The organism is Streptomyces sp. NPDC048462 (genome assembly GCF_043200175.1).
In the GTDB taxonomy this organism is placed as follows: domain Bacteria; phylum Actinomycetota; class Actinomycetes; order Streptomycetales; family Streptomycetaceae; genus Streptomyces.
The window spans coordinates 461009-473623 of the sequence record NZ_JBICXG010000001.1 but is presented as its reverse complement, the minus strand read 5'-3'; the positions used below and the strand labels follow the sequence as shown (position 1 = coordinate 473623).

At 72.3% G+C, this 12615-nt stretch carries 12 protein-coding genes; 6 read left to right on the top strand and 6 right to left on the bottom strand.

Features of this window, described 5'->3' with window-relative positions; genetic code table 11:
* Positions 1–152: 152 nt before the first annotated feature.
* The 3 genes from ACGFU6_RS01935 to ACGFU6_RS01925 all read right to left on the bottom strand — a co-directional run bounded on the left by ACGFU6_RS01935 (position 153) and on the right by ACGFU6_RS01925 (position 3307).
* Positions 153–1367: a PP2C family protein-serine/threonine phosphatase gene (locus tag ACGFU6_RS01935; RefSeq protein ID WP_393607541.1), complete on the bottom strand. Its 1215-nt coding sequence runs from the start codon at positions 1365–1367 to the stop codon at positions 153–155.
* 264 nt (positions 1368–1631) lie between these two features.
* Entirely contained in the window at positions 1632–2390 is a 759-nt protein-coding gene (locus ACGFU6_RS01930) for a GNAT family N-acetyltransferase (protein WP_393607540.1), read from the bottom strand.
* The gene (locus ACGFU6_RS01925) at positions 2387–3307 is read right to left on the bottom strand and encodes an NADP-dependent oxidoreductase (RefSeq protein ID WP_393607539.1); all 921 of its coding nucleotides are present in this window, start codon (positions 3305–3307) and stop codon (positions 2387–2389) included. The genes ACGFU6_RS01930 and ACGFU6_RS01925 overlap by 4 nt, the downstream gene beginning before the upstream one ends.
* 524 nt (positions 3308–3831) lie before the next feature.
* On the opposite strand from ACGFU6_RS01925, the gene ACGFU6_RS01920 reads away from it, so the two are divergent.
* The 6 genes from ACGFU6_RS01920 to ACGFU6_RS01895 all read left to right on the top strand — a co-directional run bounded on the left by ACGFU6_RS01920 (position 3832) and on the right by ACGFU6_RS01895 (position 9342).
* Entirely contained in the window at positions 3832–4827 is a 996-nt protein-coding gene (locus tag ACGFU6_RS01920) for an RNA polymerase sigma factor SigF (RefSeq protein WP_393607538.1), read from the top strand.
* A 114-nt stretch (positions 4828–4941) separates the two neighbouring features.
* A complete protein-coding gene (locus ACGFU6_RS01915; protein WP_393607537.1) occupies positions 4942–5832 on the top strand; it encodes a TetR family transcriptional regulator C-terminal domain-containing protein in 891 nt (296 codons plus the stop codon).
* 115 nt (positions 5833–5947) lie between these two features.
* Positions 5948–6841 (top strand): 3-keto-5-aminohexanoate cleavage protein, encoded by an 894-nt coding sequence (locus tag ACGFU6_RS01910; RefSeq protein ID WP_393607536.1) that lies wholly within the window; start codon positions 5948–5950, stop codon positions 6839–6841.
* Between the two features lie 60 nt (positions 6842–6901).
* Positions 6902–7948, top strand: a complete 1047-nt coding sequence (locus ACGFU6_RS01905) for a 3-hydroxyacyl-CoA dehydrogenase NAD-binding domain-containing protein (protein ID WP_393607535.1) — start codon at positions 6902–6904, stop codon at positions 7946–7948.
* Positions 7945–8442: a thioesterase family protein gene (locus tag ACGFU6_RS01900; protein ID WP_393607534.1), complete on the top strand. Its 498-nt coding sequence runs from the start codon at positions 7945–7947 to the stop codon at positions 8440–8442. The genes ACGFU6_RS01905 and ACGFU6_RS01900 overlap by 4 nt, the downstream gene beginning before the upstream one ends.
* A gap of 213 nt (positions 8443–8655) precedes the next feature.
* Positions 8656–9342 carry a hypothetical protein gene (locus tag ACGFU6_RS01895; protein WP_393607533.1) on the top strand — a complete coding sequence of 229 codons (687 nt, stop codon included), beginning with the start codon at positions 8656–8658 and terminating at the stop codon, positions 9340–9342.
* Here ACGFU6_RS01895 and ACGFU6_RS01890 read toward each other — a convergent pair.
* The 3 genes from ACGFU6_RS01890 to ACGFU6_RS01880 all read right to left on the bottom strand — a co-directional run bounded on the left by ACGFU6_RS01890 (position 9335) and on the right by ACGFU6_RS01880 (position 12389).
* The gene (locus ACGFU6_RS01890) at positions 9335–10264 is read right to left on the bottom strand and encodes an NAD(P)-dependent oxidoreductase (RefSeq protein ID WP_393607532.1); all 930 of its coding nucleotides are present in this window, start codon (positions 10262–10264) and stop codon (positions 9335–9337) included. The two genes, ACGFU6_RS01895 and ACGFU6_RS01890, sit on opposite strands and share 8 nt — an antisense overlap.
* 56 nt (positions 10265–10320) lie before the next feature.
* A complete protein-coding gene (locus ACGFU6_RS01885) occupies positions 10321–10923 on the bottom strand; it encodes an adenosylcobinamide amidohydrolase (RefSeq protein ID WP_393607531.1) in 603 nt (200 codons plus the stop codon).
* 164 nt (positions 10924–11087) lie between these two features.
* The gene (locus ACGFU6_RS01880; protein ID WP_393607530.1) at positions 11088–12389 is read right to left on the bottom strand and encodes an alpha/beta fold hydrolase; all 1302 of its coding nucleotides are present in this window, start codon (positions 12387–12389) and stop codon (positions 11088–11090) included.
* Between the last annotated feature and the right edge of the window lie 226 nt (positions 12390–12615).

Here is a 12615-nt window from a genome sequence, read left to right as displayed (position 1 = left end):
ACCGTACACCCAAGAATGTCCCGCTGCGACAAACGCCCCTTCGGGACATCCGAAGGGGCGGCGAGGGGGGAAAGCCCTGTGGGGCATGGGGCCTACGGGCCTACGGCTGCGGGGCTGCGGGGCTGCGGGGCTGCGGGGCTGCGGGTACGGGCCTACCGTCCGCTGAAAGCCTCCGCGGCCCGGCGTGCGTCGACTCCGGCCGTCACGGGACGGCTGCTGCTGTCCGATGACGACCCGCTCAGCGTGAGCGCCGCGATGTCGTCGCGCCGCACACCTCCGGAGAAGGCCTCCAAGTCCGTGTGGAGCGTGTCCAGCAGCTCACGGGGGCCGAGCCGGGTCCAGTGGCTCAGGCGTGCGTCCAGCGGATAGAAGGCTCCCGAGGCGTCACGGGCCTCGGTCACTCCGTCGGTGAACATCAGGAGTGTCGCGCCGGGCGGGAAGTCCAGCCATTCCGCGACCCGCGCCTCGTTGCTCAGCTCCGCCATACCCAGCGGCACCGACGTACGGCGCAGCGGAACAGCGGCAGCCACGCCCTCGTGCAGCATCCGGGGCGGCAGGTGGCCGCAGTTGACGGCCTGCACCCGCCCGGCCCCGTCGAGGCCGAGCACCAGTGCGGTGACGAAGCGCTCGGTCTCGCCGGTCTGGGCAGAGAAGGCGTTGTGCCGAACGACGGCGTCCTCGACCGCGTCCACCACTCCGGTCAGGCCGGGCTCACGGATGGCGGCCTCCCGGAACGCGCCGAGTGCGGCGAAGCCCACCCCGATGGCCGCGAGGCCCTTGCCCTGTACGTCGCCGATGATGACGCGAGTGCCGTACGGGGTCTGGATGATCTCGTAGATGTCGCCGCCGACCAGGTGGTCCTCCTCGATCGGCGCGTAGATGCCGTCCACGTGGACCTGTTCGGTCGCCACGGGCAGCGGGCGCAGGATCTGCCGCTGGAGGGCGACGGCCGCGGACCGCAGCCTGGCGATCTCGCTGACGTGCCGGATCCTGCGGGCACAGACGCCGACGCCGAGCGCACAGGCCAGCACCGTGAAACAGACGCCGCTCGCCATGTCCCAGAACGAGCCTCCCGATGCCAGCCGGGAGATCACGACGATGGGCATGATCCACAGCGCTGCCGCGACAGTCTGCCGGACGGTGCAGAAGACCGAGACGAGTGCGGGCACGACGACCAGGAGGGGGATGAGCCGAAGGTCCTCACCCGTGAGGACGTCCAGGCACACCACGATCAGGGAGAGCAGGGCCAGTCCGCCCATCAGGGCGGGGGTGCCGATCCGGGCCGCGACGGCGGCCCGCTCCCCGGCGTCCGGGGACGGCGGCTCCACGCTCCGCGCCATCGCCGGACGTCGCACCCCGATCGTCAAGGCCCTCTCCTCCCGCCGGCGCCGGGCACGCCCCGGCAGTCATCTCCAGTCCACCCGGGCCGGGGCTTCGGCGCAGGGGGCTTTCGGCCTTTTGAACCACGCCGAAGGTCACCGGTCACCGGTCGGCGGTGCTCCTCGGGCCGGAAGTCCCGGACGGACGTCCCGCCGGGGGCCCGGGACGTCTCAGGGCGCCTCGGGCCGGAGGGTCCCGACGGGCGTCCCGCCCGGGGAGTCCGGATCACGGCCCGTGCGGCATGTCCAGGATCAGCCGCGGACCGCCGCGTCGGCCGCCTCGCTCCGGGCCGGCCGCGCCGGCCCGCCGTCGGGTACGAGCGCCGCAAGGAACGATGTCCGCCGGCGGAGCCGGAATCCGAGGGACTCGTAGAGCCGCACGGCGTGGGTGTTGGCCGCCGCCGCGTGCAGGAACGGAGTCTCGCCGCGTTCCCGGATCTCGTGGGAGACGGCGAGCAGCAGCCGGGTGGCGAGCCCCTGCCCCCGTACCGACTCGTCCGTGCAGACGGCGCTGATCTCGCTCCAGCCGGGCGGGTGCAGCCGTTCCCCGGCCATCGCCACCAGCACCCCTTCGCGCCGGATCCCGAGATAGGTGCCGAGCTCGATGGTCCGGGGCAGGAACGGTCCCGGCCGGGTGCGTTCCACCAGTTCGAGCATCTCGGGCACATCGGCCGGGCCCAGCCGTACCGCCTCCGGGTCCGGGGCGGCGGCGACGCCCGTGTCGACGAGCTGGACACCCTCGGCGTGGAAGGTCCGCTCCCAGTCCTCCGGGGGCAGCTCGCGGAAGGCGGTGATGGTGACCGCTCCGCCCGGGCCGGCGAGCGCCGCGGCGTCTGCCCAGTCCGCGGGCCCCGGCCGGTCGGGCAGTGCGGCCCAGGGGGTGACGTCGGCCGGGTAGCGCAGGACGCGGCCGCGGCGTTCGGCGAATCGGGCATGCGGGCCGGTCAGCGACGCGCCGACCGGGTCGTCCAGCGGGTGCGCGCCGCCGGACGGGGGCTGCTCCGCGCTCATGCGCTCACCTCGATCACTGTCTTTCCGCGGGAGTGCCCGCTCTCCACGGCCCGCAGCGCTTCGCCCGCCGCGCTCAGCGGGTAGGTCCGGGTGACGTGCGTCCGCAGGGCTCCGGCGACGACGAGGTCCGCGACCTCGGCGAGAACCGCCGAGGTACGGGCGCGCACCACAGCCGCCCCGCCCAGCTCCACCGCGAGCGGCTTGTCGGCGGCGCTGATGAGGGCGGCGGGATCGGCGAGCAGCGGGGCGACCTCGCTCAGCGTGTCGCCACCGACCAGGTCGAAGACCGCGTCGATGCCGTCGGGGGCCGCCGCCCGTACCCGGCCGGCGAGCGAGGCGCCGGATGCGACGTGCACCGCGCCGAGCGACTCGACGAATTCCTTCTTGGCCGCGCTCGCCACCGCGACGACCTTGACGCCCGCGTGGTGCGCGAGCTGGACCACGGCGTTCCCGACCCCGCCTCCGGCGCCGGTGACCAGCAGCGTCGAGCCGGGGGCGGGAGCGAGCTGGCGCACCCCGTCGTAGGCGGTGGCCACCGCGACCGGCAGCGCCGCCGCGTCGGTGAAGGACAGCCCGGCCGGTTTGTGCGCGGTCACCGCGACGGGCAGCAGCGTGTACTCGGCGTAGCCGCCGGTCAGCGGGCTGCCGAACACCTCGTCGCCGGCCGCGAACCCTTCGGCGTCCGGGCCCGCCGCCACGACGACCCCGGCGGCCTCGCTGCCGAGGACGGTGGGGAACGGCTGCGGCTCGCTGCCGGGCCTGGTGTACCCCGTACGCAGCTTCCAGTCGACCGGGTTGACGCCCGCCGCCCGTACGGCGACGAGCAGCTCCCCGGGACCGGGCACCGGAGCGTCCTGCTCGACGAGTGCCTCCACCTCCGGCCCGCCGTTGCGGGTGAACACGTACGCCTTCGGCATGAGCTCCCTCTCTCTCCTGCTTCCCTTTGCACCGGCCGCCCCGGACGGTGCCCCACAGCAGCAGGAAGCCCTTCCCGCGTGCACGTATTCCCGGCGACCCACGGGGTTCACGGAGCCGTGACACGCCGCTGCTCTCCGTGCGCTGACCGATTCCCGCCAGTGGGTCCGCGGCCGCCCGCCACGCCCCCGTCGCAGGTCATCCGCGCGACCGAAACCGTCGGCCGGAAACCGCGAGTCGACGCACCGTCGATTTCAACTCAACTACCGCTGGATATGCGCCGGTCGGTGCCCATTGCGCCCAGGGCTGTGGCACTCTGGTGACGACCGCCCCACCGGGCTCCCCCGTACCGGTGGGGCGGTTCTGCTGCCGGATCCGTGTCCCTGCACAGATATGACGAGGGATCACGTCGATTTTCGGCCATTGACCTGTTGTTGCCTGATCAACTCTCAGCGACCCGCATGGGCGGGCTTTTCGCGGGCATACGCCTACACCTCATGGCCTACGACCAGGGGAGCGTGACGAGATGACGGCGCACACTGCGCGGACCGCCGGTACGGACCGAGCGGAGAGTGCACGGTCGACGGCGGCGGGAGCGCCTGCCGCGACCGCCGCAGCGGACGCGGCGGTCCTGCTGGAGCCCGCCGACCCGACAGGCGTGACCGGTGGCACGGGCGCCGTGGACACCCAGGGAGCGGTGGACGAGCTTCCGTGGATCGAGGACGCCGGCAAGATCGCGCCCAGGGACGCGCGGGCGCTGTCGAAGCTGTTCTTCGACCGGCTCCAGGTCCTGGAGGAGGGCACCGCCGCCCATCAGTACGCGCGCAACACGCTCATCGAGATGAACCTCTCGCTGGTCCGGTTCGCCGCGGGCCGGTTCCGCAACCGGGGCAGCGGCGACATGGAGGACATCGTCCAGGTCGGCACGATCGGGCTGATCAAGGCGATCGACCGGTTCGACCTGTCCCGCGAGGTCGAGTTCACCTCCTTCGCCGTCCCGTACATCGTCGGCGAGATCAAGCGGTTCTTCCGTGACACCACCTGGGCGGTCCATGTACCGCGCCGGCTCCAGGAGCTGCGCGTCGACATCGCCAAGGCGAAGGAGTCCCTGGCCACGGAGCTCGACCGGGACCCCACAGTCCAGGAACTGTCCGAACACCTCGGGATCACCGAGGAGCAGGTGACCGAGGGAATCGTCGCGGCCAACGGGTACACGGCCGGATCCCTGGACATGCCGACCGACGCGACGGAAACCGGCCGCAACGGAACTCCGGGGCGCACGTACGCCGACGCGCTGGGCGAGGCGGACCCCGCCATGGAGACGGTGGAGAACCTGCAGACGCTGGCGCCGCTGCTCGGGGATCTGGACGCGCGCGAGCACCGCATCATCGAGATGCGTTTCGGCCAGGAGCTGACCCAGTCGCAGATCGGCAGCGAACTCGGCATCTCGCAGATGCACGTCTCGCGCCTGATCAGCCGGATCCTCGGCAAGCTCCGGACCGGGATGCTCGTCGACGAATGAGCTGACCGATGCAGCTGACTGATGCATCAGTCAGCACCTCAACGCTCATCCAAACAGGTCATTCACCGTGACTGATGTTGAGATCCTCTCAACACATGGGTAACGTGACCGACCATGCAGCACGACGAGGCGGCCGCACGGGTCCGACAGGTGATCCGGGATGCCGGAGTGAGTCAGCGCGAGTTCGCGCGGCGGATGGTCATCGATCCGTCGAAGCTCTCGCGCTCACTCGGCGGCACCCGCCGCTTCACCACGGCCGAACTGGCCCGGGTGGCCGACATCGCCGGGGTCGACGCCGGCTGGCTGCTCGGGACGCAGCCGGAGCACGCGACTGCGCCCGCCCGGCTCTCCGAGGCCCCGCCGTCGGCCGCCCGCCCCCGGCGAGCCCGCAACTCCGCTGCCGGCCGTCCGGCGGCGGACAGCGGCAGACCCCTCCAGATCGTCCGGCAGACCGTCGAGCTGATCGCGGAGCACGGGTTCCATTCCGTACGGGTCTCGGACATCGCGGAGGCCTGCGGGACCAGTACCGCCGCCATCCACTACCACTTCCCCGGACGTGACGAGCTGCTGGAGGCGGCCGCTCGCTGGTGCATGGACGAGGACACCGCCAGACGCGCGGCCGGGACAGCCGATACGAACCACGCCGGCGACGAACTCCGCCTGCTGATCGAGCTCCAGACCCCGTACACCCCCCAGCAGCGGCGCCAGTGGAGCGTCTGGCTCGACCTGTGGGCCGAGGCGGCGCGCTCCACCGCGGTCGGTGAACTCCACGTGGAGTACTACCGGCAGTGGCGGGCCACGGTCGCGGAGGTGATCGGGCGCGGCGTCGCGCAGGGGGTCTTCCGGCCGGTCGATCCGGAGGCCGCCGCTCTCAGCCTCACCGCTCTCATCGACGGCCTGGCCTCCCAGGTGCTCGCGACGACGCCCGGGGAGCCGGGTACCGGCGCCGAGGACATGCACGGTGCGCTGCTCCGCTATGTGGACACGACCCTGACCGCGGGCTGACCCGCCCCCACGCACGTACGCCCCATCGCGATCTCTTCGACTCGCTCAGCTCGTTCGAGTCGTTCGAGTCAACAGATCCCCAACAAATCCCATCCGAATCAGGAGCCGCTTCCGCATGCCCGTAAACCAGGACGTCATCATCACGTGTGCCCTCACCGGGGCCGGTGACACGGTCCGCAAGAGCCCTCATGTGCCCGTCACCCCGGAGCAGATCGCCCGTTCCGCCGTCGAGGCGGCCGGGGCAGGCGCCGCCGTCGTGCACATCCACGTCCGTGAGCCGGAGACCGGCGCACCGTCCCGCGATCCGCGTCTGTACCGGGAGGTCGTCGAGCGGATCAAGGAGACCGGGACCGATGTCGTCATCAATCTGACCGCCGGGATGGGCGGAGACCTGGTGATCGACCCCGACGCCCCGCTGCGGCAGCTGCCGGGCACCGACCTCGTCGGCGGGCTCGAACGCCTCCCCCACGTCGAGGACCTGCTGCCGGACATCTGCACGCTCGACTGCGGCTCACTGAACTTCGGTGACGGCAGCAACCTCTACGTCTCCACCCCCGACATGCTCCGGGCCGGCGCCCGCCGCATCCAGGAGCTGGGCGTACGCCCGGAGCTGGAGATCTTCGACACCGGGCAGCTGTGGTTCGCCAAGCAGCTCCTCGCCGAGGGGCTGCTCGACGCCCCGACCGTCTTCCAGCTCTGCATGGGCGTCCCGTGGGGCGCGCCCGCCGACCCCGGCGTGCTCCAGTCGATGGTGAACATGCTGCCCGACGGCGCACAGTGGGCGAGCTTCGCGCTGGGCCGGATGCAGATGCCCTGGGTCGCGCAGTCGATCCTCCTCGGCGGCCATGTCCGGGTCGGTCTCGAGGACAACCTGTATCTCGGCAAGGGCGTCAAGGCCACCAACGCCCAGCTGGTGGAGCGCGCCGTACAGATCACCGAGTCGCTCGGCTCCCGGGTCGCCACCCCGGACGAGGCCCGGCAGCGGCTCGGGCTCAAGCCCCGCGGCTGAGGCGCGCCCCGGCCGCCGCCCGCTCCCCCACTCGTTCCACCCGTTCTGGAGAACCGCACGATGAACGCCGCACAGCCCGTACCGCCCGCGCAGCCCGTACCGTCCGTTCAGCCCACGACGTCCGCTCAGCCCGCGCCCGCCCCCTGCGCCCCCCAGGACGTACGCCGGGTGGCGTGCGTGGGCGCCGGAGTGATCGGAGGCGGCTGGGTCGCGCACTTCCTGGCCCGTGGCTACGACGTCACCGCCTGGGACCCGGCTCCCGACGCCGAGCAGAGGCTGCGCCGTCTGGTCGACGCCGCCTGGCCGGCGCTGGAGCAGCTCGGTCTCGCCGAAGGGGCGTCCCCGGACCGGCTCACGGTCATGGCCACCCTCGAAGAGGCGGTGTCCGATGCCCAGTTCGTCCAGGAGAGCGCTCCGGAGAAGCTGGAGCTCAAGCGGGACCTGCTGGCCCGCCTCGACGCCGCCACGCCCGGGGGCGTCGTGATCGCGTCGTCGACGTCCGGCTACCCGATGACCGACATGCAGACCCGGGCCGCCGACGCCGGACGGCTGGTCGTGGGGCACCCGTTCAACCCGCCGTACCTGATCCCGCTGGTCGAGGTGGTGGGCGGCGAGCTGACCGCTCCGTCCGCGGTCGGCTGGGCGTCCCGTTTCTACGAGGTCGCCGGCAAGTCCGTCATCACGATGGACCGCGAGGTCCCCGGCTTCATCGCGAACCGCCTCCAGGAGGCGCTTTGGCGCGAGGCACTGCACATGGTCGCCAACGGTGAGGCGACGGTGGCGGAGATCGACGCCTCCATCACCGAGGGCCCCGGGCTGCGCTGGGCGTGCATGGGGCCGATGCTCACCTTCGCGCTCGCGGGCGGCGAGGGCGGCATTGCGCACATGCTGGATCACTTCGGCCCCTCGCTCAAGGCCCCGTGGACCCGGCTCGAAGCCCCCGAACTGGACCGGGAGCTGTACGACGCGGTGGTGCGCGGCTGCGACGAGGCGGCGGACGGCCGCAGCATCGCGGACCTCGTGGCCGAACGCGACCGGGGCGTCATCGAGGTCCTGCGCGCCACCGGCCGGCTCGCCGGGCGGCGCACCGAGGAGGCGGCCAAGTGACCGCGCTGCCGCTGCACCGGGAGACCGTGCGCCCGGAGTGGATCGACTACAACGGCCATATGAGCGAGGCGTTCTACGTACTCGTCTTCGGTTTCGCGACCGACCGGATGATGATCGAGACCGGTCTGAACTCCGAGTACCGGGAGCGGACCGGCTGTTCGCTGTACACGGTCGAGTCCCACATCCGGTATCTGCGCGACGTCTCCGAGGGTGACCGGCTCGCCGTCCGGACCCGGGTGCTGGGTGCCGACGCGAAGAAGACCCGGTTCGCCCACGAGCTGTACGTGCTCGCGCCGGACGCACAGGAAGACGCCGAACCGGGCCCGGACGCCGAGCCCGTGGCGACGACCGAACTGCTCGCTCTCCACGTGGACCAGCAGGCCGGGCGCACCGCGCCCTTCCCGGACCAGGTGCGCGAGCGCCTCGTCGCTCTGACGGAGGAGGCGCCCTCCTGGGCGGGTCGCTCGATCGTGGAGGTCCCCGCCGCCCGCTGACCGGCTCCGGGACCGCCCACGTCAACTGCCGCGGCAGACCGTAGTTCGGCTCCCGGTCCACTACCGCATGCCGCGCCGGGTGAGAATCCCGGCGGGGCATGCCGTACCGGGGCACAAGGCCCGCAGCGGATACCTGGTTTCCCGGCAGCAGGGTGCCACGGCGCGGCGGACGCGGTCGACAACCAGTTCGCCCTTCGTGGAGAATCAGCCGCCATGCTGAAGAAAAGAGCCACGTTGCTCGGCGTGATAGGCGCCCTGCTGATCTCAAACATCGTCCTGCTCGTGTACCTGGTCGGTACCAACGTGTTGTTCAACAACGGTGTTGAGATAGGCAACGCGGCCCCCCGCGGTGCGGCCCTCCCCATCCCCTCACTCAAGAGCGGGGAGGTCCTGGCCGCGAACCGGTGGCCGGACGCGTGCTCACTCGTGCGCAAGGAGGACATCGAGACGGTCCTCCCCGGCGCCGAGGAAATCCAACAGGAGAGCTACCCGGTAACCCCCTTGTCCGTCAAGGAGTTCGCCGCACACCCTTCGTGGAAAGCGGACAACCGGTCCGAGTCCGGCCGGTGCCTCTACAGCATGCGTCTTCCCGGCGAGAGGTACCGCTCCACCCTCTTCTGGCTCCGCATCGACGCCGTGGCCAGCCCTGAACTGCTTTCCGGCTACGCCGATCGTGTCGCGACCGGGACCCGTACCGACCAGGGTGAGGAGGGTGCGGATCGTTGCTTCATCGTCGATCTCGCCGAGGGAAGCTGGAACTGCCGCAAAGGCCCGGTGCTGTTCACCGTAGGCGGCCAGACCACCGTGACCTTCAAGGACAATGTGGCGCCGGCGCCTTTCGTCTGGCGGGACAAGGTGCTCCCCGAGTTCGTCAAGACCGCCACCGCGAGAATCACATAGCTTCCCCGCGAACGCCGGACGCTCCGTCCATCGGCGCCCGGCCCGCGTAGTAGGTGGCGATCATGTCCTCGGCGCCGTGCCCGGCCGCTTCGGCGCGTGCGAAGCGGACCACGGAGGCGGCGGTCAGATCCAGCCGGACGCCCGACTGTTCGGCGGCGTCGAGGATGAGGCGGGTGTCCTTGAGGGCCGTGCTCAGGGAGACGCTCGGGGTGAGGTCGCCGGACAGGACCGCGGCGGACTTGCTCTGCAGATAGCCGGAGTCGAGCGGGCCGCCCCGCACGGCGTCGAGGAACAGCTGCGGGTCGACGCCCAGCCCCTCGGCGAGATTGAGGGTCTCCGCCACCGCGCCCACCATGTTCATCACCCAGGTGTTGACCACGAGCTTCAGCCTGGAGGCGGCCCCCGGTTCCTCGGAGACCCAGACCGTGCGCTGTCCGATCGCGTCGAACACCGGGTCCGCCACGCCACGCGCGGCGGACGGTCCGGAGACGAAGACGGTCAGCGCGCCCTGCTCCGCCGGCTGCCTGGTTCCGGAGACGGGTGCGTCGAGGAAGACGAGGCCCAGGTCTGCGGCGCGCTGGGCCAGTGCGACCGCCCCGTCCGGTCCGACCGTGGAGCTCTGCAGCAGGACCTGGCCCCGGCGGGTGCCGTCGGACGCGGCGGTGAGCGCGGCGGCGACGGAGGTCGTGTCGTTGAGCGTGGTGAGGATGACGTCGGCGCCGCGTACGGCCTCCGCCGCCGTCTCGGTGACGGTGGCACCGTCCGCCGTCAGGGGCTCCGCCCTGGCTTGTGTGCGGTTCCAGGCGCGGACCTCCAGCCCGGCCCGGATCATGCTGCGCGTCATGGCCGACCCCATGATCCCGGTGCCGAGGACGGCGACGACCGGCCGCTGCGGGGTCGTGCCGGCTGTTGCTGAATTCATGAGGGCCATTCCCTTCGTCGGCCGCGCCCGGAGTTCGCGCGCGGCGCTTCGGATGCTCAGGACTGCCGCAGCGCGCCTTCGAGTACCGCGGCGTGCACGGCCCTGGCCAGTCGCCCGCCCCAGCGCGAGCGGGGCCCGGCGAACGGTTCGCCCGGTCCCCCGTCCGGTGCGGGCGACGCGACGCAGATGGAGTCGGTGGGGGTGCCGGAGCAGTCGAGTCCGGCGTCCAGGAGCGCCTGGACCTTGGCCTCGGTGGCGGTCGCGACGGCGTTGACGAGTGCGGCGTCGCAGAGTGGTACCGGGAGGACGACGACGATGTTGACCGTGCCGGGCCGCGGCAGCGCCCCGGTGTCCTCGGCCGGTGCCGCCGCCCAGCCCCGTACTCCCAGGCCGCAGGTGGCGGTGGCCGTCACCTCGCCGTCCACGGCGACCGTGTACGCGGTGACGTCGGCGGCCGTCATCAGTCCGGCGCCGGGCCCGGTGAGGTGTTCGGCCGCGGCGATCTCGGCGAGGTGCCGGTCCGGGTCGGTGCGCGGATAGCCGCCGGGCACCTGGGCGTTGAGGATCCAGCCGCGCGGGCCGATGCCGCCGCCGAGCACGGCGCTGCTGCACACGCGCCAGCCGGGTCCCAGCCGCCACACCAGATGGTGCAGGTGCACGCCGTCCTCGTGCCGGGCCAGCAGTTCACCGCGCTGTTCGGGAAGCCGGACGCGTACGGAACTGATGAGGCACCCCTGGTGGCGCGGCAGGACGGCGGTCGCCCTGTGGACCCGTAGATCATATGCGCCGGGGCGGGGCGCCCCGGCGGCGCCCCGCCCCGGTGTCAGGCCTCGCCCCGGCCCATCGCGAGCAGCCGGTCCAGCACGGCGGCGTCGGCCTTGACCCCGTCGTGCGCGTAGGCGTCGGTGACCCAGGTGCGCAGGCCGCGTACGGCGTCGGCGGTGGCCAGGGCGTGCTCCCGGTCGACGAACATGTCGTCGTGGTAGACGGCGGCGACGACCGGGACCTCATTGTCGGCGAGCCGGTCCAGGTCGTAGAGGGGCGGCCAGTCGGTGCGGGCGGCGAGCGCCTCGGCGGCTCGGCGCAGTGGCACGAGCGCGGGGTCCTCGTCGAACTGCCAGGGGTAGACCATCTCGCCGGTGAAGCGGAGCGGGCCGCCGGCGGTGGCGTCGAAGGCCGGGAACTCGTGGCGGACGCGGTGCGCGGACCAGTCCGTGGCGCGGCCGCCCTGGGCGTAGATGGGCTCGTGGAGCGCGGCGTAGAGCGGACGTTCGGCGAAGGACACGGCGGCGTCCACACCACGCAGGAAGGTGTCGGTCAGCTCGGGACCGTCGGCGCCCTGGGTGAAGGCGGTCTCCAGCAGGTAGTGGAGCGCGTCGAACTTGGCCGCGGTGCCGAAGTTGATGCCGAGGGTCTGGAAGCGGCGCACGGTGAGGCGTTCGCCGGCCGGCATCCGGACGTCGTGGGTGTCCAGGTGTGCGGCGACGGCGTCGGCCAGGGCCTGGTCGCCCGGGTAGCGCTCGAAATAGCGCTCGTTGTGGGCGAGGGTGCGGGCGTAGGCGGCGCGGTACACGTCGTCGGCGTGGCCGGTGAGTGTCGGCAGTCCGCCGGTGATGTAGGCCCGGGTGAGCCCCTCGGGGGCGAGGCAGAGATAGGTGAGCGTGGTGAAGCCGCCGAAGCTCTGGCCGAGCACGCTCCACGGCTGCTCGCCCTGGAGACGGCGGCGCAGGAGTTCGGCGTCGCGGACGATCGAGTCGGCCCGGAAGTGCGCGAGGTACTGGGCGGCCGCCTCGTGGTCCGTACCGAAGCGGGCCAGGGTGCGCCGGTCGGCGGGGGCCGAGCGGCCGGTGCCGCGCTGGTCGAGCAGGACGACGCGGTACTCGGTGAGCGCGCGGCGCAGCCAGGCTCCGGCGGCGTTGGGGCGTTCGGCGCGGCCGCCGGGGCCGCCCTGGAGCCAGAGGAGCCGGGGCAGGTCCTCGTGTTCGCGCCCCTCGGCGACGATTTCGCGGGCGAAGAGGCCGATGGCGGGGCCCTCGGGGTCGCTGTGGTCGAGCGGCACGTCGAGGGTGTGGTCGGTGCAGACCAGGCCGCTGTGGCGGTAGGTGACGGGGGCTGGGGTGGGCATGGCGCTCCTCTCACGCCGCGTATCTCGCGTCGTGTCTCTGTCGTCGCGTCCCCCTCGTCGCGGAACGGTTTCACGGGGGACGGTTTCACGGCGGACGGTTTCACGGGGGACGGGCGGGGGGGGCCCGCGGGGGGGGGGGGGCCCCCCCGGGGTCTCAGTTGCACGGGCCGGCCCCGGCGGCGGCGTATCGCCCCAGCTGCGGGTGGGCGAATCCGCCCGTGATCGC